This is a genomic window from Paenibacillus xylanexedens (genome assembly GCF_001908275.1).
GTDB classification, from domain to species: Bacteria; Bacillota; Bacilli; order Paenibacillales; family Paenibacillaceae; genus Paenibacillus; species Paenibacillus xylanexedens_A.
Genome location: NZ_CP018620.1, coordinates 1,561,403 through 1,586,138, shown reverse-complemented (window position 1 = coordinate 1,586,138; position 24,736 = coordinate 1,561,403). Strand labels below are relative to the sequence as shown.

At 47.4% G+C, this 24,736-nt stretch carries 20 protein-coding genes and 1 other annotated feature; of the genes, 7 read left to right on the top strand and 13 right to left on the bottom strand.

Annotation, left to right across the window (positions count from 1 at the left end; translation table 11 throughout):
• Positions 1-15 precede the first annotated feature (15 nt).
• Genes bcp through BS614_RS07135 form a run of 4 tightly spaced genes read right to left on the bottom strand, consistent with a single transcriptional unit; the run spans position 16 to position 3,159 of the window.
• Positions 16-480 (bottom strand): thioredoxin-dependent thiol peroxidase, encoded by a 465-nt coding sequence (bcp, locus tag BS614_RS07150; protein WP_036668208.1) that lies wholly within the window; start codon positions 478-480, stop codon positions 16-18.
• A gap of 45 nt (positions 481-525) precedes the next feature.
• On the bottom strand, positions 526-1,311 hold the full coding sequence (locus tag BS614_RS07145; protein WP_074093439.1) for an ABC transporter permease: 786 nt from the start codon (positions 1,309-1,311) through the stop codon (positions 526-528).
• A gap of 5 nt (positions 1,312-1,316) precedes the next feature.
• Positions 1,317-2,111, bottom strand: coding sequence for an ABC transporter permease (locus BS614_RS07140; protein ID WP_026081300.1), 795 nt, complete (start codon positions 2,109-2,111; stop codon positions 1,317-1,319).
• A gap of 1 nt (position 2,112) precedes the next feature.
• Positions 2,113-3,159, bottom strand: a complete 1,047-nt coding sequence (locus BS614_RS07135; RefSeq protein WP_036614079.1) for an ABC transporter ATP-binding protein — start codon at positions 3,157-3,159, stop codon at positions 2,113-2,115.
• A gap of 212 nt (positions 3,160-3,371) precedes the next feature.
• On the opposite strand from BS614_RS07135, the gene BS614_RS07130 reads away from it, so the two are divergent.
• Both BS614_RS07130 and BS614_RS07125 read left to right on the top strand, forming a co-directional pair.
• Positions 3,372-4,415 carry an LCP family protein gene (locus BS614_RS07130; RefSeq protein WP_074093438.1) on the top strand — a complete coding sequence of 348 codons (1,044 nt, stop codon included), beginning with the start codon at positions 3,372-3,374 and terminating at the stop codon, positions 4,413-4,415.
• A 131-nt stretch (positions 4,416-4,546) separates the two neighbouring features.
• On the top strand, positions 4,547-5,866 hold the full coding sequence (locus tag BS614_RS07125; RefSeq protein WP_074093436.1) for a glutamate-1-semialdehyde 2,1-aminomutase: 1,320 nt from the start codon (positions 4,547-4,549) through the stop codon (positions 5,864-5,866).
• Positions 5,867-6,004: 138 nt separating this feature from the next.
• On the opposite strand, the gene BS614_RS07120 is transcribed toward BS614_RS07125, so the two are convergent.
• Complete coding sequence (locus BS614_RS07120; RefSeq protein WP_074093434.1) at positions 6,005-7,399, bottom strand: aminotransferase-like domain-containing protein; 1,395 nt, start codon at positions 7,397-7,399, stop codon at positions 6,005-6,007.
• Positions 7,400-7,558: 159 nt separating this feature from the next.
• Here BS614_RS07120 and BS614_RS07115 point away from each other — a divergent pair, with 159 nt between their 5' ends.
• The 5 genes from BS614_RS07115 to BS614_RS07095 all read left to right on the top strand — a co-directional run bounded on the left by BS614_RS07115 (position 7,559) and on the right by BS614_RS07095 (position 13,947).
• The gene (locus BS614_RS07115; RefSeq protein ID WP_074093433.1) at positions 7,559-8,494 is read left to right on the top strand and encodes a DMT family transporter; all 936 of its coding nucleotides are present in this window, start codon (positions 7,559-7,561) and stop codon (positions 8,492-8,494) included.
• A 27-nt stretch (positions 8,495-8,521) separates the two neighbouring features.
• Positions 8,522-8,835 (top strand) — a binding site (T-box leader).
• A gap of 339 nt (positions 8,836-9,174) precedes the next feature.
• Positions 9,175-10,167: a tryptophan--tRNA ligase gene (gene trpS, locus BS614_RS07110; protein WP_074093431.1), complete on the top strand. Its 993-nt coding sequence runs from the start codon at positions 9,175-9,177 to the stop codon at positions 10,165-10,167.
• Between the two features lie 69 nt (positions 10,168-10,236).
• Positions 10,237-11,343 carry a GerAB/ArcD/ProY family transporter gene (locus BS614_RS07105; RefSeq protein WP_074093429.1) on the top strand — a complete coding sequence of 369 codons (1,107 nt, stop codon included), beginning with the start codon at positions 10,237-10,239 and terminating at the stop codon, positions 11,341-11,343.
• Positions 11,324-12,793, top strand: a complete 1,470-nt coding sequence (locus tag BS614_RS07100; protein ID WP_074093428.1) for a spore germination protein — start codon at positions 11,324-11,326, stop codon at positions 12,791-12,793. Before BS614_RS07105 ends, BS614_RS07100 begins: the two co-directional genes overlap by 20 nt.
• The gene (locus BS614_RS07095; protein ID WP_074093426.1) at positions 12,790-13,947 is read left to right on the top strand and encodes a Ger(x)C family spore germination protein; all 1,158 of its coding nucleotides are present in this window, start codon (positions 12,790-12,792) and stop codon (positions 13,945-13,947) included. The genes BS614_RS07100 and BS614_RS07095 overlap by 4 nt, the downstream gene beginning before the upstream one ends.
• Before the next feature lie 86 nt (positions 13,948-14,033).
• Here BS614_RS07095 and BS614_RS07090 read toward each other — a convergent pair whose 3' ends face one another.
• From BS614_RS07090 to BS614_RS07055, 8 genes are all read right to left on the bottom strand, one after another.
• Positions 14,034-14,450: a sensory rhodopsin transducer gene (locus tag BS614_RS07090; protein ID WP_036614092.1), complete on the bottom strand. Its 417-nt coding sequence runs from the start codon at positions 14,448-14,450 to the stop codon at positions 14,034-14,036.
• 560 nt (positions 14,451-15,010) lie between these two features.
• Entirely contained in the window at positions 15,011-16,219 is a 1,209-nt protein-coding gene (locus BS614_RS07085) for a rhamnogalacturonan acetylesterase (protein WP_074096724.1), read from the bottom strand.
• Between the two features lie 105 nt (positions 16,220-16,324).
• Entirely contained in the window at positions 16,325-17,164 is an 840-nt protein-coding gene (locus BS614_RS07080) for a carbohydrate ABC transporter permease (protein ID WP_017690747.1), read from the bottom strand.
• Between the two features lie 2 nt (positions 17,165-17,166).
• On the bottom strand, positions 17,167-18,069 hold the full coding sequence (locus tag BS614_RS07075) for a carbohydrate ABC transporter permease (protein ID WP_047841423.1): 903 nt from the start codon (positions 18,067-18,069) through the stop codon (positions 17,167-17,169).
• 139 nt (positions 18,070-18,208) lie between these two features.
• Positions 18,209-19,492, bottom strand: a complete 1,284-nt coding sequence (locus BS614_RS07070) for an ABC transporter substrate-binding protein (protein ID WP_074093425.1) — start codon at positions 19,490-19,492, stop codon at positions 18,209-18,211.
• Positions 19,493-19,714: 222 nt separating this feature from the next.
• Positions 19,715-21,268, bottom strand: a complete 1,554-nt coding sequence (locus BS614_RS07065) for a response regulator (RefSeq protein ID WP_074093422.1) — start codon at positions 21,266-21,268, stop codon at positions 19,715-19,717.
• On the bottom strand, positions 21,243-23,030 hold the full coding sequence (locus BS614_RS07060) for a sensor histidine kinase (RefSeq protein ID WP_074093420.1): 1,788 nt from the start codon (positions 23,028-23,030) through the stop codon (positions 21,243-21,245). Before BS614_RS07060 ends, BS614_RS07065 begins: the two co-directional genes overlap by 26 nt.
• A 250-nt stretch (positions 23,031-23,280) precedes the next feature.
• The gene (locus BS614_RS07055; protein ID WP_074093419.1) at positions 23,281-24,603 is read right to left on the bottom strand and encodes an SGNH/GDSL hydrolase family protein; all 1,323 of its coding nucleotides are present in this window, start codon (positions 24,601-24,603) and stop codon (positions 23,281-23,283) included.
• Between the last annotated feature and the right edge of the window lie 133 nt (positions 24,604-24,736).

The window sequence follows — 24,736 nt, the reverse complement described above, 5'->3', positions numbered from 1 at the left end:
TGCCTAAATCATTTATTACAATGTCTTCAAAGCCTCAAGCGCAGCCTCGATATGTCCTTTGACCCGAACTTTGGACCAGTCCTTGATCAATTTCCCCTCTTCATCAATTAGAAAAGTGGAGCGAACCATACCCATGTACTCCTTGCCATACATTTTCTTCAGCTGCCATACACCGTATTGCTCGGCTACAACGTGCTCTTCATCCGACAACAAAGTGAACGGCAGTCCATATTTGGCGATAAACTTGTCATGTTGTTTCATCGGATCGGTGCTGATTCCGAGAATGACCGTGTTCAGCCCTTCAAATTCAGCATGTCGATCCCGGAAATCACAAGCCTGTTGCGTACAGGACGAAGTCATATCCTTGGGGTAAAAATAAAGCAGTACCCGCTGTCCGCGGTAATCCGAAAGCTTTACCGATTCTCCCGTACTGGACGGAAGCTCAAAATCCGGTGCCAATTCGCCTACATTTAACGTCATGTCAGTTCCTCCCTAATCTCCCCCATGAAATGCTATAGGGCGTTATTATGAACCTGCTCCGCGATACCGCTTCACGCCAAAATTCCACAACAGCAATCCCATAGAACCAAACACCAATCCCATCACAGGTGTAAGCAGCGCCATGCGATGCATCTCGGACCTCTCAAGGAATAACGCTGCGGGATAGATGCCCACGAAGGCAAACGGAATGATCCAGGTTAACAGCACCTGAATGGCACGGTTATAGATCGTTACCGGGTAGCGTCCATATCCTTGAATGTTATACATCAACGGCAGAATACCTGTTGGCGCGTCCGAATAAAAGGATAGTGAAGTCAATGTGGTATAGATGCCCGCATAGATCAAGACTGAGCTGAGTGCCAATATAATTAAGGCAGGGATATGCCACCACTCCAGCATCAGACCCATCTCTGCTCCGCTGAAGATCATGATGATCAAGCCAATAAACGAGCCCACGAGTGCAGGCGGATCTACATTTTCAAGCAAGATCTGGAACAGGTTATGTGCAGGACGTGTCAGGATCCGATCCATCTCACCTTTGACGATGTACCGCTCACTGAATCCCCACAGATTGATAAAACAACTGAAGATGCCATAGGGCACCATAAAATATCCATAAACAAAGAGCACTTCACTCTCACTCCAGCCGCCCAGGTTATCCGTGTGGCGGAAGACCACAAAGATAAAGATCAGGTTGGTTGCCTGGAACAGCAGATCCGATAGGATCTCCACCCAAAAATCAGCACGGTACGTGAGTCGTGTTTTCATGTAATTTTTCAAATATTCCCAGATCAGACCCATATAGTACATATCTGTTATCCCCCTTGCACGAACAGACGCTTGCGCGCCTTACGCCAGATCAATACCATCGGAAGCAGCAGTAAGGCAAACCAGAACACCTGAATACCGAGTACACTCCAGATGGCGGTACCTTCCACTCTTCCAGTGAAGACGGAACCGGGCAGATACGTAATGGCCTGAAAAGGCAATACTTTCATCACCGCGGACATCCAGCCTGGATACAGGCTGATCGGGATGATTAGACCGGAGAACAAATCAACCACGACGCGTTTCATACGCATCATGCCTTCATTGTTTTCCACAAAGAATGCCGCCAGTCCGGTTATCACATTAATCTGGGAATTAATGAGGAAACTGAAGAACAGCATGACGAGAAAGCCAATCCACGCGGATGGCGCCGTAGGCAATTCAACCGGGAACAGCAGAATGGCGATGAGCATCCCCGGAATCATGAGGAGCAGGAAGCGGAAAATACCTTCACCAAGCCCTTGCATCATTTTGACCATAACGTAATTGATCGGCCTGATGAATTGAATTGCAATGGAACCATCCCGTATATCTGCGGCAATCTCCCGGTCCAGGTTGTTAAAGTAAAAGGCACGTGCCATCCAGGATACAGCGATGTAAGTGGTCATCTGCGCTGCCGTGAAGCCGCCGAGTTCACCACTGCTACCGTAAATGGCTTGCCAGGTAAAGTAATACACGCCGATATTCAGCGTATATATCAAAATGCCGGAGTAATAATTCACCCGGTATGCCAGCATCGTTAGAAAACGGATGCGCATAAAATCAATAAATGCACTATTCATCTCAGGATACACCCACCGCTTCTTTCCCTGCTCCCACAATCTCGGGACGCTCGGCGGAACCGGATTGGTAAATACTGCGCACAATCTCATCCGTGTTGATCTCAATAATCTGAATATCGGTAATATCGGCTTGTCCAACGACACGTCCGAGTACATCCGAAACGTTCAGTTCCAGCGGAATCCATACGGATGCGGACAATTCATTCTCAACCGTCCAACGTACAGGCAACGCAGCAGTCCATTCCTGCATCTGACTGATGTTGTGAGCTGAACCAAACTTGAAGCGGATCTCCCGCTCCTTCCCCCACTGTGACTTGAGATGATCCAGACCACCATCATAGATGATGTTGCCCGCATCAAGCATGATCACCCGGGAACACAGGGCCTCAATGTCCTGCAAATCGTGGGTGGTGAGCAGGATGGTCGTTCCATGCTCCTTGTTCATATCTTTCAAGAAATCCCGAATTTCCGACTTCACCACAATATCCAAACCAATAGTTGGCTCATCCAGGAAAACAATACTCGGATTATGCAACAAGGCTGCCACTAACTCGCAGCGCATACGCTGACCAAGACTGAGCTTCCGCACCGGACGGCTTAACAGGTCCTGAAGCTGCAATCGCTCAACCAGTTCATCCAGACGTTTCCGGAAATCGACCTCTCCTACACGATATACTTTGCGCAATAAATGGAAGGATTCGATTACGCCAATATCCCACCATAATTGACTGCGCTGACCAAAAACAACACCAATATTCTGTACAAACTTCTCCCGTTCCTGATACGGAACATATCCACCAACCGATATTTGCCCTGAAGTAGGCACCAAAATGCCGGTCAACATCTTGATCGTTGTTGATTTACCGGCACCGTTCTCCCCAATATATCCGCATATTTCGCCCTGCGGAATCTGAAATGAAATATCATTTACAGCCAATACCTCCTGGTATTGACGTGCAAACAGGTCTTGGAATGCGCCCTTCAGCCCACCTCGGCTTTTCTGGACGCTAAACGACTTGCGCAAATCTTTGACATCAATCGCCAGCATGATTATACCTCACTTGGATTTTGTTGAAATTGCTTGTAGCCCAAAAAGAAATTATAATGGTATCAGTCAAAATTCAGCAAGCTTTAAAATAGTCTGGAGCCGCGTCCTGCCCTTATGTTGGGAAAAGACGTGTACGGAAAGCTCCGACTAGTTCTTACTTGAATACTCGAACTCGTTTTTTTATTTTATCTCAAATACAAAGGAGAGCTAGCATGACCAGAAAGACGAAGAGAACCATATGGATTTCTCTTGCCGCCTTCGTGTTAATTATTGGAGGAGCAGCGGCATATTATTTCGGTTCTATTCTCAATCAGTTGGACGGTTTGGCAAAGGACGGCGACGATTCACCATTCGCAGGCATCGAAAATGTGGAGAAAGTAAATACTCCTGACCCACCCAAATGGGAAGGCACAGAAACGGTAAATATTCTCGTTATGGGTGTCGATGCACGTGGATTGAAAAAAGGTGAAGTTCCTCGCTCCGACAGCATGATGGTTGTATCGCTCGACCCACTGACCAAAAAAATCAATCTGTTCTCCATTCTGCGCGACACTTACGTCAATATTGACGGATATGGCAAGGAGCGGATCAACACCGCTATCACCCACGGCCCTAATGCAGCGATGCAAGCTGCCGGCGATCTGCTCGGCATTCCTGTACAGTATTATGTGTATACGGATTTCCAGGGATTCATCAAATTGGTGGATGCCGTTGGCGGTGTTGATTTTGATGTGGAGAAAGACATGCACTATACAAGTAAAGCAGACAATAACGAATACGATATTGATCTCAAAAAAGGGTATCAGCATCTGGATGGCGAGACAGCGCTCATGTATGTTCGTTTCCGTCATGATGCGATGTCGGATTTCGCTCGTTCCGAGCGTCAGCGTGAGTTGCTGAAAGCTGTGACGGCGAAAATGCAGTCAACAACAACCATTGCCAAGCTGCCTTCCATTCTGGAACAGGTTAATCCTTATGTGGATACGAATCTGACACTCTCCGATATGTGGAAACTGGGTGGCCTCGGTTACCAGAGCAGCATGAATGGCAGTGAGCAGATCCCGCCAATGAACCTGCTGAAAGAAGAACGTACAGCAGGCGGTGCGCAAGTATTGACGGTTACCAATGAAGAGAAATTGAAGCAGCATATTCAGGATATTATTCACCCGCCTGCTACAACCGATGATAGTACAACCAGCACCGAAGATAAAACAGCCAGTGGTGACGATCAAAAGTCAGAGCAACCGGCTCAGTAATCCAAACATGCAGAGGGCAGCCATTACGCTGCCCTCTCGTTGTGCCCGGCTATACTATTATGAGAAAATCATCATATCTTTCTGTAGCTTGTACCTTTATCATATTTTGAATTACGAAAGGAAGTTATCTTATGAATACATCACGTTCCCGTTCCGAACTTCTATACGCAGAAGCACTTGAGCATATTGTAGGAGGTGTTAACAGCCCTTCACGCTCGTTCAAAGCCGTTGGTGGCGGTGCACCTGTATTTATGAAAAAAGCCCAAGGGGCCCACTTCTGGGATGTCGATGACAACCGTTATATTGACTATCTGGCTGCTTACGGTCCAATTGTTACAGGACATGCCCACCCGCATATTACGCAGGCCATTACGGAAGCAGCAGCAAATGGCGTGCTGTACGGTACCCCGACTGAACTTGAGATCAAGCTCGCCAAAATGCTGAAGGAAGCTATTCCTTCCATGGATAAAGTACGTTTTGTAAACTCTGGTACAGAGGCGGTCATGACTACGATTCGCGTAGCTCGTGCCTACACCAAACGTAACAAGATCGTAAAATTCGCCGGCTGTTACCATGGTCACTCCGATCTGGTGCTTGTGGCTGCCGGTTCTGGCCCTTCCACGCTCGGAATTCCTGACAGTGCGGGAGTTCCAGCCAGTATTGCACAAGAAGTCATTACTGTGCCCTACAATGATCTGGAAGCCCTGAAGGATGCTTTGGAGCGCTGGGGTGATGATGTTGCCGCAGTCATGGTTGAACCGATCGTTGGGAACTTCGGTATGGTTATGCCGGAGCCTGGCTTCCTGGAAGGTCTCTGTGCCATGACACGGGCCAACGGCTCACTGGTTATCTATGACGAGGTTATTACGGCTTTCCGTTTCCATTACGGTTCTACACAGACGTATGCCGGACTCGATAATCATGCGGAGATTGAACCCGATCTGACGGCTCTTGGTAAAATTATTGGTGGCGGCCTGCCAATCGGTGCTTACGGCGGACGCAAACATGTTATGGAGCAGGTTGCTCCACTCGGCCCTGCTTATCAAGCAGGAACGATGGCTGGTAACCCTGCATCCATCTCGGCTGGTATCGCATGTCTGGAGGTCCTGCAAGGCGCAGGTGTATACGAAGAGATGGAACGCCTTGCTATCGACCTGACAGCAGGTCTGCAAGCTTCTGCTGACCGTCATGGAATTGCACTGACAATCAACCGGATTCGTGGTGCATTCTCCACCCATTTCTGTGACCATCCGGTTACGAACTACGATCATGCTCAAGACACGGATGGAGAGCTGTTCGCTTCCTTCTTCCGTCACATGCTGAACCGTGGCATTAACTTGGCTCCATCCAAATATGAGGCTTGGTTCCTAACCACGGCTCATACAGACGAGGATGTTCAGGCTACATTGGAAGCCGCAGAAGCTTCCTTCAAGGCGATGGCTCAGGAATAAAACGGATTATTTCCATCTACAATATAGCGTACAAGCTGTATGGTCGGTGGAAAACAATTCATGGAAAAGGCGTCCAACAAGTGATCAACTTGTGTGGACGCCTTTTGTTATATACGGACAACACTCCGATTCTTCACGTTATTTCTGCCTGATCTGAAGTTTCAAAATTTCCTCCCGGATCACCTGCATCCCTTCTTCGATTCTCTGCTTCGGCACATTGGAGATGTTCAATCGCAGCATTTGATCCTCATGCACCTGATATGTTCCCTCCGGATAATACCGTTCTGTTGTATCAACGATGACACCACGCTTTTGAAGCCGGGACAGCAGAACACGAAGTGGGATATCACCCGCCAAAGGCAATACGGTATGCTCCCCTCCTGTTCGAGGAGCGTCCATAAACGGAGCAAATTCTGGATATGTGTCCAGTTGCTCATGTACTGTGTTCATCCGGGCAGCATAGCGGTTACGAATCACTTTCCTGTGATGAGCAAACATTCCGCTGTGGACATAGATCTCCAGCGCAGCTTGAGACAGGACTGAAGTGTCGATATCGAGCATTTTTTTGTACGCACCAAACGACTGGATCAGGGGTAAGGGCAGAACAGCTACGCCAATGCGCAGGCCTGGAAACAGAATTTTGGAGTAACTCTTCAGATAGATGACCCGGCCTTCCGTATCATAAGACCATAACGGGTCCTGTTTCGTATTGTCCTCCAGATCAGCCAGATAATCGTCCTCCACCAGATAGACATCGTACCGCTGAGCAAGCCGGATCAATCTCTTCTTCTCCGCAACAGTTAACGATGTGCCAATTGGATTGTGAAAGCGCGGCATGACATAGAAAAACTTGATATCTCCCTCAGCGAACTGACGTTCAAGCGATGCCCAGTCCAGCCCATCCAGGGTACGTCTAACACCGGCAATCGGCACATTCAATCCAATCAGTAGCGAGGGCATATTATGATAGGTCGGTAGTTCAAGCAGTACTTTTCTCTTTCCATTGGGAAAAGGCATCAATGCAAGTACAGCCAGTGCCTGTTGCACACCTGACGTGATAAAGAACTGCTCTGTTCTCGCAAACACCTGATAATCCGAAAACTGCTTCTGCAACAGCAGAATTAGCGAAGGTAATCCCTGATCCGTGCCATACATAAATAACTCTGCCTGCTTCTTCTCCATCGCCTGATCCACACAGTGACGAAAGTCTGCATAAGGGAACACCCTTGGATCGGGAGCAGCTGAAGCAAAGTCCAACGCTCCCTGCCAATCCATGTCCTGAGCACCTGTCCCGTTCTGTACAGCATAATAACCGGATTGAGGTATGGCGTACACCAAATGCCGCTGTTCCAGCCACTCATATGCTCGAATCGCTGTACTTACACTGCATTGATATTGTTCTGCTACAACTCGAACTGCTGGCAGTCGAATGCCCTTATCCGCCCACTGGCGACGATCCTGCTGCTGCATCTGTTCCTGAATCCATTGCTTTAACGCTTCGGCAATCACTTCGTATTTTCTCAATGCACCCATCCCTCTCCAACAACTGTACCGATACAGTTCAACCTTTTATCTATTGTAGCACGATGCACCCGGCAGTATATTGAATAAGGCCAGCACATGCCTCGAACCTGACATAACTCAGGATAATGAAAGATAAAACGCTATGACTACTGTATTGGAGGAGCATTCATGAACACAACACACACTCGGGGATATGCTTATATCGCAGCTATACTGTACGCAGCTATTATCGGTCTATCTTTTTTATTTGTTAAAATGACCGTCACTGTTGCACATCCGATTGATGTGCTTGCCCACCGATTCGCGCTGTCGTTGATCGTTGTCAGCATTCCTATCATTTTTGGCTGGATCAAAATTCGACTTAGCCTTCGTGATCTGTGGAGAATTATTCCACTTGGGCTGTTATCTCCTGTCTTATTTTTTGCCTTTCAAGCCTTTGGACTTGTCTCTTCCAACTCATCGGAAGCCGGAATTATTCAGGCTATGGCCCCTGTATTCACACTCGTTCTCGCTTCAGTATTCCTGAAAGAACGCACATCAACGATGCAGAAGCTATTCCTGCTTCTATCTGTCGCTGGAGTAGTTTTTATCTTCATAATGCAAGGAAGCGGCATGTCTATAGGTAACCTGAAAGGGATTGCATTATTGCTGCTATCCACAGTCTGTTTTGCAGGGTATGGTGTGCTTGCAAGACCATTAACCCAGAAGTACAAACCAATGGAACTAACATGGGTCACATTAATGGTTGGCTGTATTGTATTTAACGCCGCTTCCCTGATCCGTCATGCTTCCAGCGGTTCCATGATGGACTACATCAAACCACTTGGAGATACATCCTATCTGGGTGCGCTCGCTTATCTGGCAATTCTCTCCACCATGATCTCTACCCTGCTCGCGAGCTATGCCCTTACTCATCTGGAGGCTTCGCAAATGAGTGTATTCAGCAATCTGTCCACGCTCATCTCCATCGTAGGAGGTGCATGGATATTGCATGAACCAGTGGGTAGCTATCACTATATTGGTGCATTGTTAATTATCGCCGGTGTGCTTGGCACCAATATGAGCGGTCGTAAACATAAGCTGGTCAGTGGAATCAAAGCGTGATATAATTCTGGAAATTGTAAACATTTGTTATCCGCGATGATGAAGAGAAGTACGTATGTCAGGATGCTACAGAGAGCCGGCGGGTGGTGGAAGTCGGTGCATCGGATATGTGGAAATGGGCTTCGGAGTTCCGAGTTGAACAGAGTCTGTATCCGTTCCTAGGAATACACACTTTCAGTAGGCGAGGCGGCATGTCCAGCCGTTATCCATGGACAGGATATCGATAGGCATGGAAGCTCATAAACGGGCTCCTGGTAGATGCCTCATCCGTATCCCTCAAGTGGGCCGCAACAGAGCGGCCAATGAAGGTGGCACCGCGAGGCACAAGCTTCGTCCTTTATTCTGTTCCCAACCGGGGAATGGAATAAAGGACGAGGCTTTTTTTTATTAAATACCTATATAAGTTAACTAAACATTTACACGAGAACGTAGAGGACAGAAATAACCTGAAGAAGCGGAGCGGTCGCCTTTATCACCAGATTTTTACCTTTGTAAATTTGAATCAAAAAAATCGGGGGATAACAGCGATCGGAAGGTTGTTCTGTCATCGGAGTGGCAAGTGTAAATAGCCTTTAGTTCAACTTATAAAGATGCAGGCTGAAAGGAGGTGATGGTCGTGGAAGACGGCTGGTGGCGACAGCTCAACGTTGAAAAATTACAAAACCAAAGGAGAATAAACCATGGACAAAAACAAGGATATTATTTTGACAGGAGATCGGACTACCGGACAACTTCATCTCGGCCATTACGTAGGCAGCCTGCGCAGTCGGGTGCAATTGCAGGAAGAGTACAAAACCTATATTTTACTGGCAGATGTTCAGGCACTCACTACCCACTATGATCAACCTAGCCTGATTGCAGATAGTGTTCATCAAGTCACGCTTGATTACCTCGCCGTAGGCATTGATCCGAACAAAGCTACCCTGTTCATTCAATCCATGATTCCGGAAATTGCGGAATTGACTGTGATCTTCTCCATGTTTGTTACCGTCAATACACTCCGGCATAATCCGACCATCAAGAGCGAAGCACGTGATCGTGGATATACCGACCTGTACTACGGATTTCTTGGATATCCGGTCAGTCAGGCTGCTGATATTGCATTCTGTAAAGCCACCCTTGTTCCGGCAGGGGAAGATCAGATTCCTCACATTGAGACAGCACGAAAATTGGTTAGCCGGTTCAACGAGTTATATGCTCCCATTCTCCCCGAACCCCGCATTTTGACCGGAGAGCGGCTTGGAGGACTGGATGGCGTTGGTAAGATGAGCAAAAGCATGGGGAATGCGATCTCATTAAATGCAAGTCCTGAAGATGTAAAAGCCAAATTGATCAAGGCCAAGACTGATCCTGCCCGCATCCATCGTTCTGATCCAGGACACCCGGATATCTGCCCTGTTTTTGCCTTTCATCAGCTTTTCCGCAAGGAGAACGCAGACGAAATACATGCCAGTTGCAGTCAGGGGCGGATTGGATGCAAAGATTGTAAACAGATCGCAGGTGAAGCCATCAATGATCTGCTTGCTCCTTTTCGCGAACGACGGAATTATTATGAACAGCGTGATGATCAGGTGAAAGAGATTCTTATTGAGGGTACCCGTGAGGCCAGGAAAGCGGCCCGGGAAACGATGTTAGAGGTAAGAGAAGCCATGGGTATTCGTTATTTTGACTGACAGTATGAAGCGCTCCAATCCCGTTAACACTGCTGAGGACAGTCTATCGGGAAAAGGAGACCCCTCAGCATGAAACGAACACAACCTTCTTTTTTACAAGCTATGATGTTGATCATGTTGTCCGTTGGCTTGATCAGCCATGTTCTGATTATTCCTGCCCTTTTGGCTGCGGCCAAAAGGGATTCTTGGATTTCCGTCCTGCTATCAGCCGGACCATTTCTGATATTTGCGCTAATGCTCGCCTATGTCTCTCGTTTCCTCCAGCATCAAACCCTGCATGAATGGTTAACATCCCGTCTCGGCAAGCCTATCGGCCTGTTCTTTCGAGTTGGTAACAGTCTTTTTTTTCTGAGTGCAATCTATTTAACTCTGCACGATACCACGACTTGGGCCAAAACAAATTACCTGACAGAAACGCCAATATTGGTAACCAGTATTGCTTTGATGACTCTCTGTGCCTACGCTGCGTATAAAGGTATTCGCTCACTGGCATTTACGGCAGGATTGATCCTTCCACTGGTGGTACTGCTGGGTTTCTATGTTGCAATCGTGAACACTCAATACAAGGATTACAGTCGTCTCCTGCCTGTGTTAGAACATGGCTGGCATCCGGTGCTGAATGGCATGATTTACAGTCTTGCAGGCATGTTTGAACTGCTGTTCATCTGGTATATCCAGCCTCATCTCACCAAACGCATACGTGTATGGCAGTATCTGATGCTCGCACTCATTCTTGTGGGACTAACAGTCGGCCCACTCATCGGGGCGATTGTGGAATTCGATCCTTTTGAGGCTGCCAAAATGCGATATCCCGCCTTTGAAGAATGGCGAATCGCCTCCTTGGGCAAGTACATCGCCCAGACCGACTTCTTTTCCATCTACCAATGGCTCGCAGGCTCGTTCACCCGGATTAGTCTCGCCATGTATATTGTAGTAGAAATATGGAATATTAAGAGCTCTACCAGAAGGCTTATCAGTTGTATCTCGTTAGGTGTCTTCTTTATTCTAACCATGTTGTATCCTCTGGATGATATGACCTTCGAAAAGCTTCTGGTCGAATACATATTTCCGTTCAATCTCATGTATCTGAGCGGACTTGCGATTATCGCGACGACGGTTGCCTTTATCCATTCACGCCATCAGAGGAGGAAACATCATGGAGCATCAAGCGATTGACACCACGTCCCATGAAACACTGCTTGCCTCTTTGAAAGAGCAGTTCAATCCATGTGCAGATGTTGTTATTCAGACCTTTCCTGTCAAAGATGAATCTGATCAGCCCGTAATCCTGCTTTATTGTGACGGTCTCGTCGACGGTAAACAAATTAACCAATTTATTATTCCCCGTCTGGAAAAGCACTCCCTGATCATCGAGGAATCACATCCTAAAGAACTGGGATTAACCTTGAATCCGTTGGATGACCTCACAGATACTAACAAGCTTAATATGTTGATATTTAGTGGACAACTACTGATCATTTTCGGTAATGGTGTACAGTCCTGCAGTGTGGATATTGCTGATATCCCGGGACGCAGTCCCGAAGAATCAGCTATTGAGACATCAGTTAAAGGCCCGCGCGATGGATTCACCGAAGAACTCACCACGAACGTTGCCCTTATTCGCAAACGAATGAAAACCTCTTCAATGTGTTATGAGAAATATGTCAAAGGCGGTCGTACCCAGACATCCATCGGGCTTCTATATGTAAAAGATATTATCAATTCAGACATTCTGAAAGAAGCAAGACACAATCTGGATCAGATTGAGATTGACGGCATTCTGGGCACCTCAATCATGGAGCGAGCTGTCATGGGAGGGATTCGGAGTATCTTCCCACTTACAGATAATACCGAACGTCCTGATTTTGTCGTCGATTCCCTGTTAAATGGACGTTTTGCCGTTCTCATTGAAGGTTCTCCTGTAGCTGTCATCGCACCAACTACACTTTTCAATCAATTGAAGTCTCCGGAGGACGAAAGTACACCCTTTTTCATCGTTACCTTCGAACGGATTTTGCGTATTTCCGGTCTGCTGATTGCCTGTTTCTTCCCAGCCTTCTATATCGGCCTGACCAGTTTCAATGTGGAACAGATTCCGTTACCTCTCTTGGCTACGATTGCCGGTACTCGGATGGGCCTGCCCATGCCGGTGACGCTGGAAGCATTTCTAATGATTTTTATGTTTGAGCTATTTAACGAAGCCGGTCGCAGGTTACCACGTGCATTGGGCCAGACCGTCAGTGTGGTCGGTGGACTTATCATCGGGGATGCAGCCATTCGTGCCGGGATTACGTCTCCCACCATCATAGTCACGGTAGCGATCTCAGTCATCTCCAGCTATATTCTCGTGAACACCGTGCTGAGCGGGGCTACTGCACACATTCGTATCGGAATGCTCATTATGTCTTCGATCCTTGGATTATTTGGCTTTATGATCGGACTGTTCGCTCTTTTGGTGCACCTCGTATCGTTGGAGTGTTATGGCGTATCCTATCTGTCACCCGTATCTCCCTACATTCCAGGAGATTTCACGCAGGCCGTATCCATGCCCCCTTCTATGAAAAGAACCAAACGTCCAGCAGCACTTCATACCCAGGATTCCACCCGCCGGAGGAAGCGTCCGTGAAAAGATGGGTATCCATAAGTGGGCTTCTTATAAGCTGTTTGATCCTGCTAACGGGGTGCTGGGATTCCAAAGAGGTGCAAAGTATTAACTTCATCACGGCAATAGGAATAGACTATGTGGACAACCAGTATATTACGTATGCCCAACTGATTGACTTCTCCAGTATCGCAAAACAGGAAACGCCAACTTCCCGGGAGACAAGGGATATCTGGATTGGACGGGGCGAAGGTACAACACTGAGCATGGCTATTAACGACTTGTATGAAACGTCACAGCAGCAAACGCTCTGGACTCATGTTAAAGCCATTGTTTTATCCAAAAGAGCCTTGGATGGTCGACTGGAGGATATCTTTAATACACTTCTTCATTCAGGCCAATTGAGATATACTCCCTGGATCTACGCTACAGAGCATAACATTCCGGATATACTCTCTCCCTCTGCATTGTTGAACCAATCCGCCCAGACCATTGAATTATTTGAGCCCATGAGACTATACAAACAGCATTCCGCTTATGAACCTATTCGCCTCCATCAGCTACTTGATGGATTACGGGAACCCGCTTCTGTCGTTCTTTTACCCTCGGTTTCAACAAGGAACGAGACTTGGTTCAACGGGGATAAAACTCCCCCCCTTGTTAGAATGGATGGATTTTATGTTATTTCCAAAGGCACAAGTCAGGGTAGAGTTGCAGGAGCAGACGCAGACGGTACAAGATACGTAAATTATGAGCGCGTACATCAGTACCCACTATACGTATATGGGAATGGTCGAAAGACTCCTGATTTAACCCTGATGCTTCGTGATCCCAAGACTAGAATCAAGGCAAGGAAACAAGGAGATGGCGTCACATTTGATCTGGTTACCTCAGTAAAAAGTTCCATCACCGAAGACCATGGAGCCCCACGCACGCCTCATGCCATGGAACAAGAAGCCGAAAAACAGATCGAATCCCAAATCCGAGATACGTTCGAAAAAACCAAGTCACACAAGATTGATTCATACGGTCTTGTGGAACACTTATATCGCCACAACCTTCCCTTATGGAAACAGGAAGTCTACAACCGGGCGGACCCACTCCAACGTTTTAAGCTTGGAAAAGTGGAGGTTCACGTGGATATCCTGAATGCGAGCACGTATAAATACAGTGAATAAATGAAGAAATAGAAGCCCCGTACCTGCATTGAATGCAAGGTTACGGGGCTTCTTACCATCTCCAGCTATGCGGTCAATTGGGGAAGTTATCCTAATGGATACGCCATGACACTCATCAAAGCCAATTCAGGCTGGGTCGTGTCCAAACGACTGTACTGGACGATAACGGGGATATTGCTCGAAACCGTAATCGCATAAGGCACGCCCGGCGGAATAGACTGCTCCCCGGATCGTAGCGATGCAGTACGAATGTGCTTCGTCCTTCTCGCTGGCACTTCAGCGACCATACCTTCGAGTGGTTCTCTGTCTTCAAAGTAAATCGTGATGTGCAGCTCCGCATCCGTGGCACTGGTGTTCAGTACACAGATGCTCTCATGACTCTCCAATGTGCCCCGGCTCTCCGGGGGAATGTAACCATCCGGAATAACCCAGTAGGTGTGACCTGTAGCTGCTGAAACATTCTTACTTGCAGATGTGCCTGATTCTGTCTGGTCAGGTGTCATTGAAATACCTCCTCCTTTTTTTTTGCGAGTGCAATATAGGTTAAAAACAAATGGGCTCGCGGGGCAGTCGCTTCGGCGGACGGATCGGGCTACAGGCCGCTGTTGGCTCGGGATTTCTATTCAATTCCCCCTCAGCAGGGGAAATCCCGCTCCAAAGGCGGACGCTTCGCTCCCTCTACCCGATTCCGCCCTTCTTCGCTGCTACGCTCGCCGGACTGATTTAAAAGATTATTGCCTTCGCTATTCGCTGGGCAACTTTTGCTGGCTCGTTACTTCGTTTAACTCGCTACAGCTTTTAAACCCTGAATAGCTCGCAGGGCAGTCGCTTCGGCGGGCGGATCGGGCTACAGGCCGCTGTTGGCTCAGGATTTCTATTCACTCCCCCTCAGCAGGGGAAATCCCGCTCCAAAGGCGGACGCTTCGCTCCCTCTACCCGATTCCGCCCTCCTCCGCTGCTACGCTCGCCTGTTTTTTTAAAAGGTTATTGCCTTCACTATTCGCTGGGCAACTTTTGCTGGCTCGTTATTTAATTAACTCGCTTAATTATTAAGGGCATGAACCTACCGCAGATACATCTGCAACGGTTGCAATTGCAACTCGCGGATGGCTTCTGCCACCTGTTGGGCAAGCCGGCGGGCGCCTCGTTCCTGAAAATGCGTGTTATCCTCCACGCCTGAGGGGAAGTTCACATACTCGCCTGGCAGTACCCACATAAAGTCGTCCTTGGTGCCTTCAACGCCCGCCTGCTCGAACAGAAGACGGCTGCGCTCAGCCAGATCGATCAGCGGAACATCTTCCTCTTCTGCCAGCTCACGCACGGCGATGATATAATCGCCGTGCGTATCGGTCAATGTGCCATCATCCGCAAAATAGCGACGATGCACCGGGGTGATGAGCACTGGACGAGCCTTGGCTTCGCGCGCAGCATCGATATACTTTTTCAAATATTCCTTATATGTTGTGAATGGGTCAGTCCCACGTTCAGGGTCCGGCTTCTCATCGTTATGTCCAAATTGAATAAACAGAAAATCTTCAGGCTTGATTCGCTCCAGAATGGCGCTTAATCTGCCTTCATTAATAAAGCTGCGGGAACTGCGCCCTGACTGTGCGTGATTATCTACTGCCACATCATGTTTGAACTGTGCCGGCAATAACTGGCCCCAACCGCAATACGGATATCCACTTTCCGGCTGATCCGTTACGGTTGAATCCCCCGCAAGAAATACGGTCATGGTCTGATTCGCAAGGGTAATCTCCAAAGCATTAATTCTCGGTGCAGGACCGGAGAATGATAGACGAAGTCTGCCGCCGCTAACAACCACCGAGAATCTAATCTCTGCGTATTGTCCGGGAAGTGTGCGAATGGTTGGCAGTACAAGCCTGCCTTCACCAGCTTTCACGCGGGTCACTGTCTCAGCCAATTCATCACCTGCAACGAGTAATACTTGGTAGGTTCCGTCGGGAACATCCACGATAAACGATGCTTTTAGAGGAATACAGAAGCCTGAACGCAATCGGGCAGACATGTTTGTCTGCCCCGGATTGATATGATGTTGTTTCGTGGGATCCGACACATCGTCATCACTAATGCGTTGTTTTTCATACACCAGAGATCCTGCCTCGAATCCGTATCCTCCGCGTTCCTCATATGCGGTTGTTGCAGTTACTTTCAGATAATCCCCTGTCTCATCTGCTCTTCCCGAGTCCGGTCCAAAGTTAAACTTCCAGCTGGTCACGGACACTGCCTGGCCCTCTGCCGCTGCCTCCATGGCAACGGCCTGACTACCCTGAGCTTTATTCAAAAGCGATAACCTCCTTGGTTAACTTTCGTAAACGTTCATTCGGGCGAAGATACGAAGATACAGTAATCTGGCTTATCCTTTCAATCCGCTGGTGCTCATCCCTTGAACAATTTGTTTCTGGAAGATGAAGAACACAGCTACAACCGGAACCAGACTGACGATGGACATGGCGAACATTGCGCCCCAGTTGGAAGCAGATTCACTATCGAGGAACATTTTCAGCGCCATCGACACGGTGTATTTATCTGGCGAGTTCAGGTACAATACCGGACCGAGCAGATCCTCCCATCTCCAGTAGAAGGAGAAGATGGCTGCAGTCGCCAGAGAAGACTTGATTAGCGGCATAATAATCTGGATATACAGTCTGAATTTGTTACATCCATCGATGGTTGCAGCCTCATCCAGCTCCTTCGGAATCGTTCGAATGAACTGTACCATCAGGAAGATGAAGAACGGCATCCCGAAGAATGTAGGTACAACGATTGGCAAGATAGTATTCAGCCAGCCGAGCTTCGTGAAAATGATGTACTGAGGAACCAATACCACATCATGTGGCAACATCAGTGTTAACATCATCAAGGAGAACCAGAACGTGCGTCCCTTGAAATTCAGTCTGGCAAAACCGAAAGCGATCAGCGATGACGATATTACAGCACCGATGGTGGAAATCACCACGATTACAAGTGAGTTGGTGATGTAATCCATAAACGGTCTTCCAGCTGTGCCTTTCCAGCCATCCACATAGTTGCTCCAGATCCACTCCGCAGGAAACAGGGTATCCGCTGTGACAAAGATCGTACGGCTTTCCTTAAATGAACTGAATAGCATCCATAGGACGGGATAGAGCATCAGGAGGGCAAGAGCTGCAACGAACAGGTGATAAATGGGCCATTTCACATTTCTCCAAACCATCGTTACTTCCCTCCTTCAGATTCGTAAAACACCCAGTATTTGGATGTCAGGAACACAGCTACCGTGAGTATACCGATCATGATGAGCATGATCCAGGCCATTGCCGAAGCATAACCCATGTTGTTAAACATAAACGCCTGACGGAACAGATACAGGGAGTACAGCATCGTACCGTCCATTGGACCACCTTCGCCTTTGGAGATAATATAGGCAGGTACAAACGTCATGAATGCTCCAATCGTCTGCATAATCATATTGAACAGGACGATCGGGCTAAGTAGTGGCAAGGTGATGCTGAAAAATTTCCGTATAGGATTCGCGCCATCCACACCTGCTGCCTCGTACATCTCAGTAGGGATATTTTTGAGACCAGCCAGGAAGATCAGCATGGACGAACCAAACTGCCACACAGACAGTGAGATGAGCATAACCAGGGACGCATTCGGGTCACCAAACCAACTGATAGGCCCGATCCCAATTGCCGTTAGAGCACTGTTGATAACACCCTCATTACTGAAGAGGTTACGCCACATAATGGATACGGCCACACTACCACCGATAATAGATGGCAGGTAATACAGCGTCCGGTACGTTCCAATCATACGAGAGCCAGTGTTTAGGACCATCGCTACGAAGAGGGCAAAGATCAACCTTAACGGTACCCCAATGAATACATACAAAAACGTCACTTTGACCGAGTTCCAATATTTCGGGTCATCAAAAAACATTTTGGTGTAGTTATCAAGCCCAATCCACCGCGGAGAAGTGAACAAGTTATAACTTGTAAACGACATATATAAGGACACAAACATGGGGATGAGTGTGAAGCCCAGGAATCCAATAATAAACGGGCTTATGAACGCATATCCAGTTAAGTTTCTACGTAACGACGAATACTGCCTCAATGGAACGAACCTCCTTCATGGATCAGCTTGCTCCCTCATCCTGGCTTCGGTCATCTGGACGGGGAAAGGCCCTCGCATTCGCGAGTAGCCCCATTCCCGACCATCCCTGAGGTGGGACGAGCAAGCCATCATTCAACTGTTATTTATTGTTCGCAAGTACAGATTCGGCGTTCTTGCGGAATGTTTCTGCTGCTTGTTCAGGTGTAATTTTGCCAAAGTTCAACTCTTCAACCACATCTGCCAGAGCAGAGATTACTTCAGGTGAACCAACCGGTGGCGGAGAACTCATTGGTGAAGCCTTAGGCTCCATGGCTGCTACGAATTCAAAGACCTGTTTTGTTGCGTCACTCAGCTCAGGTGCGATAGCTTCTTTGATTGCTCCTGAGATTGGCACACCGCGCTCACCTTTGATCAGTTTGTTGGCTTCCACGTCATTCACCCAGAAATCAATGAATTTAGCCGCTTCTTCCTTCACTTTGGAGTTGGACGTTACACCCCAATACATACTTGGTTGCATATATAGTCCTTTTTCCATATCCGGTCCTGGCATTGGAGCGATTTCGAGCGGACGGTTCGCTACCTGTTGCAAGGCTACGAACTGGTTGGACCATTGCCATACGCCAATTCCTTTTTCCTTCACGAGATCTGATTCCTCAATAATGCCCTTGGTTTGGTTGGCTACATCCGGTGTAGGTGCTGCGCCCTGCTCGATCATGCGGCGCATAAGTCCGAAGAACTCTACAAACAATTGGTCATCATCATATCCAAGACCTGTACCTTCCGCATTGTATAGCGACAGTCCTTTGGTACGCAGGAAGTAGTGGAAGAAAATATCAGGAGCTACTCCTCCATCTAGATACAGACCTTTCTCTGCGGCTTGTTTACCCAGTGCTTCGTACGATTCCCAAGTCATATTGTCAGGGATTGCATCCACGCCTGCTTTTTTAAGCAATGCCGGATCATATTGGAAGCCCAGAACGTTAACGCCGGCAGGTACACCGTATTGTTTACCGTTAATTACACCTGTGCTAATAACATTCTCGGACACATCGTCCACTTTGATCTGGTTGCCCAGATAAGGTGCTAGATCCTCAAGCTGACCATTCTGTGCATATTGGCTGATGTAGGAAATATCCATCTGAACGATGTCAGGCAACTGATTTGCAGCTGCTTGTGGTGCGAGCTTTTTCCAGTAGTCATCAAATGAAGCATATTCCACGTCGATTTTGACATTCGGGTTTTTCGTTTTGTACAGGTCGATGACCTTCTGTGTATATTCATGCCTTGCATCCGAGCCCCACCAAGCGATCCGCAGGGTAACCGAGTCGTCCCCAGACGCTCCTTCAGTTCCTCCACCTGAACTACATGCCGCTGTAAACACGAGCAAAGCAGCCATCATCAGGAATATTGCCTTTTTCACCATGCCAATCTCCCCTTTTATGTTGATATGGTTGTGTGAACGAGTTATCTTTTTATTTCTGATAACGCTTTCACAAACTTGTTAATGTCATTTTCGCAAATGTACGACCATAGTTGAATACACAAAACCGTCTTGTTGGTTCAAAAAACAGAGGAGGGCAACAGTCCCCCCTCTCGGCGCTGTTCGTCCTCCCCAGACACGAATCACATGATTGGTAGCCCATTGTTATATGCCGATCCTGCGGAATTCCGTAGGTGTCATACCGGTCCACTTTTTGAACACCTGACTGAAATATTGTGAATTCCCACCAAATCCGAACAATTCAGCAAGCTCAAACACTTTCACATCCCCGCCTCTGCGAATATGATCACATGCTCGTTCAATGCGCAGACGATTCACGTAGTTGGAGAAATTCTCTCCCGTGACTTTTTTGAAAATTTTACCGAGGTAATCCGGATTCATATACAACATTTGATGGGCGACTCCATTGAGTGAAAGATCTGCCTCTCCATAATGACGATCCACGATGTCCATCATCTTCTCCACGGCTGAAGACTGGCGACTTATATGATTTTTGTAATAACCAGAGGTTAACCGGGCTGCACTGCTCGCTACAAAAGACTTCAAAGCAGATAACGTGTCCATATGGGGCAACTCTGCCATACGCTGAGTAAATTCTGTTGCCTCTTCAGGAGGACAGACATGAATCATCGCCGAGTACAGCTGCACTACATACGAACGTGTCACCTCAATCTCCAACTGCTGACCCGATAACAGATCGAAAAGACGATCAACCACTGCGGCTGTTTCCTCGCTATTGCCCGATTTGATCAACTGACACAACTGCTCGGCATCCTGTTCTACATGCAACCCGTCGCATTCTCCGGCCAGGACCAGATCGTTCTTGGTAATCAACTTGCCTTCACCGATAAAGAAGCGATGATTCAAATATTGTAATGCCTCACGGAATAATCGCCGAGACTGGATCATTCGATCTGCTTCACTCAGCGCAGCGGTCACTTCCAATTTATATAGTCTGGTAAATGCAGCCCGAACCTCTTCAATATTCTCGTTCAGTCCAGCCGGATCAACTGAATCCGCGAGCAGAATGAGGAGTTTGCCTTCAATGGTTGTGCTTAACAGTACATGTGGGAGCAGATCACTGGCGATATTTTTGATGGCAAATAAATGACTGTAATCATGTTCATCTGCAATTCGGAACAGCAGTAACCGAACTTCTGTATCTTCAAGTTCCAGATCAAACAGCTCCTGGTAATATTCCAGATCAACCGGCCCATAGGTTCGGTTCGTCATGAACTCCAGCAAAAATTGTTCCTTTACATGGGGAAGGACCCGTTGCAAACGCTGTTTCATCTCACCAGCGACATGCTCCTTCACCTGCGCATCCTGATGTTCCTGCAACAGTTCAGTTAACGCATCATGGATCTGATTCTCGTTGCAAGGCTTGAGCAAATAATGCTTCACACCATACTGCATCGCTCTACGGGCGTATTCGAACTCTTTATAGCCAGATAACATAATGAACCGTACTCCTGGGTATGCTTCGGATGCTTTCTCTATGAGTCCCAGACCATCCAGACCCGGCATGGAAATATCCGTAATGATAATATCGGGTTTCGACTGCCCGATTTTGTCCAGCGCTTCAATCCCATTCCGCGCCGTACCCACTAATTCCGTACCTGCTGCGGCCCAATCGACCACTTGGGATATTCCCTCCAGAATGACACGTTCATCATCTACGAGCATCACTTTGTACATCGTCATCGTCCTCTCTAATCCAAGGTATGCTGATCGATACTACAGTTCCTGATCCGGGCTTGCTGCTCATCACCATTCTGCCTTCTTCGCCAAAGGTCAGTCTGATTCGTTCCTGGATGTTAGATAACCCAATGCCCTGTCCTCTTGTCTGTATGCGTCCTTCTTGTAATTGTTCGAGGAATTCCGGTGTCATCCCTGGACCATCGTCCTCGACTTCAATAATGACTTGTTCTCCCTCTGCTCTCGCCCTTATTCGAATTCGGCAAGGATCAATGCTTGGTTCGAGTGCATAATGTATGGCGTTCTCTACCAGCGGTTGCAATGTTAACTTGGGAATTCGTGCTGATCCCACCTCAGGTGCAATCTCCATATCAAAATCCAGTCTCTCTTCAAAACGGGTGCGCTGAATTGTAACGTAGCTGCGGACAATGTCCAGCTCTCTTTCCAGCGTGATCCACTTCTCCGTCATATTCACAGAGCTGCGCAGCAGGAATCCAAGCGCCTCAACCATTTCCGAGATCTGACGTTGCTTCTGTACTTTGGCCATCCAGTTAATGGATTCAAGCGTGTTGTATAGGAAATGAGGATTAATCTGTGCTTGAAGCGCTTTCAACTCAGTCTCACGAATCACCAGTTGCTTCGCATAATTCTCATCAATTAATTCACGTATCCGTTGAAGCATCATCTTGAATGTGCGATGCAGCAGCCCAACCTCATTCTGTGGAGACATCGGAACGTTACCTAAGGCAGCTTCCTCCAATTTATCCAGATCACCTTTTTCGATATTACGCATCTTTTTGATCAGCTGCGCAATCGGATGGGTAATACTGCGGGAGAACTTTGCTCCAATTATGAGTGCCGCCAGAAAAATCATGATAAAAATAACCGTGACCAACTGTTTAACAAACTGAATCTTTTTAAACATCTGGTCAAAAGGAGTGGTGTACAGGTACGTCCAGTCTGTGTAGGAAGAATTGGCACGGGCTACAAAGTGTCTCCCCTGCTCAAACATGGCAATTCCATAGGGTTGGGTACGCTTCAGTTCCGATTCAATCTCAGCTTCACTTACCGAAGATTCGGTTGGATAGATTACTTGTTTTCCATCCGAAATCAATAACTGTGAGTCCTCTGCGGGTTCCTGCATCTGATCCTGTACGATTCGGTCCAGACGCACTCGGATAATTAGAGTCCCGAGCTTATCCAGTGTAAATGCGCCCCCAGTAAAAGATTTCACCTGTCGTACAGATAAAAGCCTGGCTTGTTTATCCCCGCTTGTGTGCCAGACATTGGAGCCTGTATATTGATCCCCCAGCGATACCAATTCCCTTTGCTTCGACTCCGAAATCCCTTCCCGGTTCCCTGCAGCCATGACGTTATTATCATTATCGATAAATAGCATGGAATAGACGTATTTCTCAGAACCCGCATAAGCAACCAATCGGTTGGTAATTTTCTTGCGCAGACCATTTCTCTCATATCCCGTCTCGGCCTTTTCAAGTTGAAGCAAATATTGTTGAAGCGGCTCGTCTGACATCACCTTGAAGGAGAGATTAGAAACTTCACGTAGTTGATTCTCAATGCCTACTGAAGACATATTGAGGACCTGCGAGGATTTCTCATAGATCTGACGGTCATAGATACTGAACACATATCGGAGTACGGATGCATAAAACGTAAAGCTGATTAACATCAAAAGTCCGATGAGAAGAATCGTTTTGTGATGAATCGGCAGTGTTGTGAAAGCGTTCTTAATTTTATTCATCCTAAGCGCTCCTTTGGCTTGCGAGGGGTGCCTGTCATGCTATAGGTTAGTGGTTTTATTGTAAGTTATTTTCATATTTACACATCCATTGGTCATCTGACAAGATATATTTATGCAACATTTTAGGTCATTAGAGAAGGTATACATCTGTGTCAGCAACTCAAAAAGAACACAAAACAGCCAGAATACCTTGAACAGATCAAGGTATTCTGGCTGTTGAATAACATCATGCTAAAGCATGAACTACAATTTACGGATTCACAAAAACAGTTTTCAGCTTCGCTACATATTGCACATCAAAGCCAAGACCTTCAGCCACCATGGCAAGGGGTACATATGTTTTGGACTCTTTGCCTACCTTATTCAGGAATGCAGGTGTATCCACAGTGACCGATGCTCCATTTACCTTCACAGCATTGGCACCAATCTTCACAGCAACTTTCCGGTCTCCATATGTAATGGTTGCGGTTGAAGCTTTGTTATCCCACACCGTAGTAGCCCCGACAGCGTTTACGATGTCTTGAATCGCCACAAAGTTTTTGCCGTTACGGATAATCGGTTTGTACGGAGTATTTAATGTTTTGCCACTCACAATAATGTTCATCGGCTCACCTGTCGCAGGTGCAGTCAGCTTGGTGTAGTCGCCCCAGATCGTTTTGGCAAATACTTCGGCAATGGCCGCATATCCAAATTGGTTCGGGTGGAAATCACGATCTTTGATCATATGTGTCATCGTGCCTTCACCACCAACAAACTCCTTGGCCACGTGTGCGACTTTGACATCGGTACCCTGAGCAGTAAATTGTGCTGCAATGCCATCAATGGTCTGTGTGAAACCTTGGGATGCCTCCATCAGTTTGGCATAGAGTGCCTTGCCTGCTACTTCTGGCATCGGTTGATACTGGTCAGCGATGACAATTGTAGCTGTCGGATTAATTTGATGGATATCATTAATCGTTGCACTTACATTGGCTGTATATGTTGCGAGTAATTCTTTTACCTTGGTTTGCAGTTCCTGATCACTCAGTTTGTCTGCTGTACCGAGAAGCTCAGATACATCATTACCCCCAATGGTAATTGCAATCAGATTGGCCTGTTTTACACTCTCACGGATTGCAGCAGTATTGGCTCCGATCTGTCCCGCTCTTGGATCAGGAAGACTTGGTTGAATGGCTTCAGAAGTCAGCGTTTTGCCATCCTTAATTGCAGTAGTAAAGTTTTTCAGGCCACTGGTTTTCAATCCGGCGATCCCGTAGTTGTCCACCTGTGTACGTCCATGCAGCAAACCTTGCTCCTGGAGACGTTCTACATAACCATAAGGCAATTCTTTTGTGTTGGGCTCATAACCTACCGTTATGGAATCTCCCAATGTGACGATGCGGAACTCTTTAGTTACGGCTACTGCATCTTTCTTCGCTGTCAGCGAAGTCTCGTTTGTACCCGCTGGCAATACACCGGTTTTGGTGTCAGCCGCGTGTGCAGGCAATGCAGATGATGTGAAGAGCAGCATTCCTGCCAACATGCTTACCGTTAAACCGGCAGCTGTATTTTCCCATATACGTTTACGCTTCATTCAGGTAACACTCCTTCTCGCAAATCTATAATTACACTAATATACGTGTTCAAAAAGGTCGGTTTTCAGTACCGAGAAGATGGGATGAAGCTAGAAATGGAGTAGCGGAGCGTAGGAAAACTACGTGAGCAAC

Bases quoted from the DNA above. Each gene is read 5' to 3' on its own strand.
- BS614_RS07065 (WP_074093422.1), bottom strand. From the start codon at position 21,268: ATGTACAAAGTGATGCTCGTAGATGATGAACGTGTCATTCTGGAGGGA.
- BS614_RS07080 (WP_017690747.1), bottom strand. From the start codon at position 17,164: ATGGTTTGGAGAAATGTGAAATGGCCCATTTATCACCTGTTCGTTGCA.
- trpS (WP_074093431.1), top strand. From the start codon at position 9,175: ATGGACAAAAACAAGGATATTATTTTGACAGGAGATCGGACTACCGGA.
- BS614_RS07115 (WP_074093433.1), top strand. From the start codon at position 7,559: ATGAACACAACACACACTCGGGGATATGCTTATATCGCAGCTATACTG.
- BS614_RS07100 (WP_074093428.1), top strand. From the start codon at position 11,324: ATGGAGCATCAAGCGATTGACACCACGTCCCATGAAACACTGCTTGCC.
- BS614_RS07125 (WP_074093436.1), top strand. From the start codon at position 4,547: ATGAATACATCACGTTCCCGTTCCGAACTTCTATACGCAGAAGCACTT.
- BS614_RS07055 (WP_074093419.1), bottom strand. From the start codon at position 24,603: ATGAAGCGTAAACGTATATGGGAAAATACAGCTGCCGGTTTAACGGTA.
- BS614_RS07135 (WP_036614079.1), bottom strand. From the start codon at position 3,159: ATGCTGGCGATTGATGTCAAAGATTTGCGCAAGTCGTTTAGCGTCCAG.
- BS614_RS07090 (WP_036614092.1), bottom strand. From the start codon at position 14,450: ATGACACCTGACCAGACAGAATCAGGCACATCTGCAAGTAAGAATGTT.
- BS614_RS07140 (WP_026081300.1), bottom strand. From the start codon at position 2,111: ATGAATAGTGCATTTATTGATTTTATGCGCATCCGTTTTCTAACGATG.
- BS614_RS07085 (WP_074096724.1), bottom strand. From the start codon at position 16,219: ATGGAGGCAGCGGCAGAGGGCCAGGCAGTGTCCGTGACCAGCTGGAAG.
- BS614_RS07120 (WP_074093434.1), bottom strand. From the start codon at position 7,399: ATGGGTGCATTGAGAAAATACGAAGTGATTGCCGAAGCGTTAAAGCAA.
- BS614_RS07105 (WP_074093429.1), top strand. From the start codon at position 10,237: ATGAAACGAACACAACCTTCTTTTTTACAAGCTATGATGTTGATCATG.
- BS614_RS07060 (WP_074093420.1), bottom strand. From the start codon at position 23,030: ATGAATAAAATTAAGAACGCTTTCACAACACTGCCGATTCATCACAAA.
- BS614_RS07145 (WP_074093439.1), bottom strand. From the start codon at position 1,311: ATGTACTATATGGGTCTGATCTGGGAATATTTGAAAAATTACATGAAA.
- BS614_RS07130 (WP_074093438.1), top strand. From the start codon at position 3,372: ATGACCAGAAAGACGAAGAGAACCATATGGATTTCTCTTGCCGCCTTC.
- BS614_RS07070 (WP_074093425.1), bottom strand. From the start codon at position 19,492: ATGGTGAAAAAGGCAATATTCCTGATGATGGCTGCTTTGCTCGTGTTT.
- bcp (WP_036668208.1), bottom strand. From the start codon at position 480: ATGACGTTAAATGTAGGCGAATTGGCACCGGATTTTGAGCTTCCGTCC.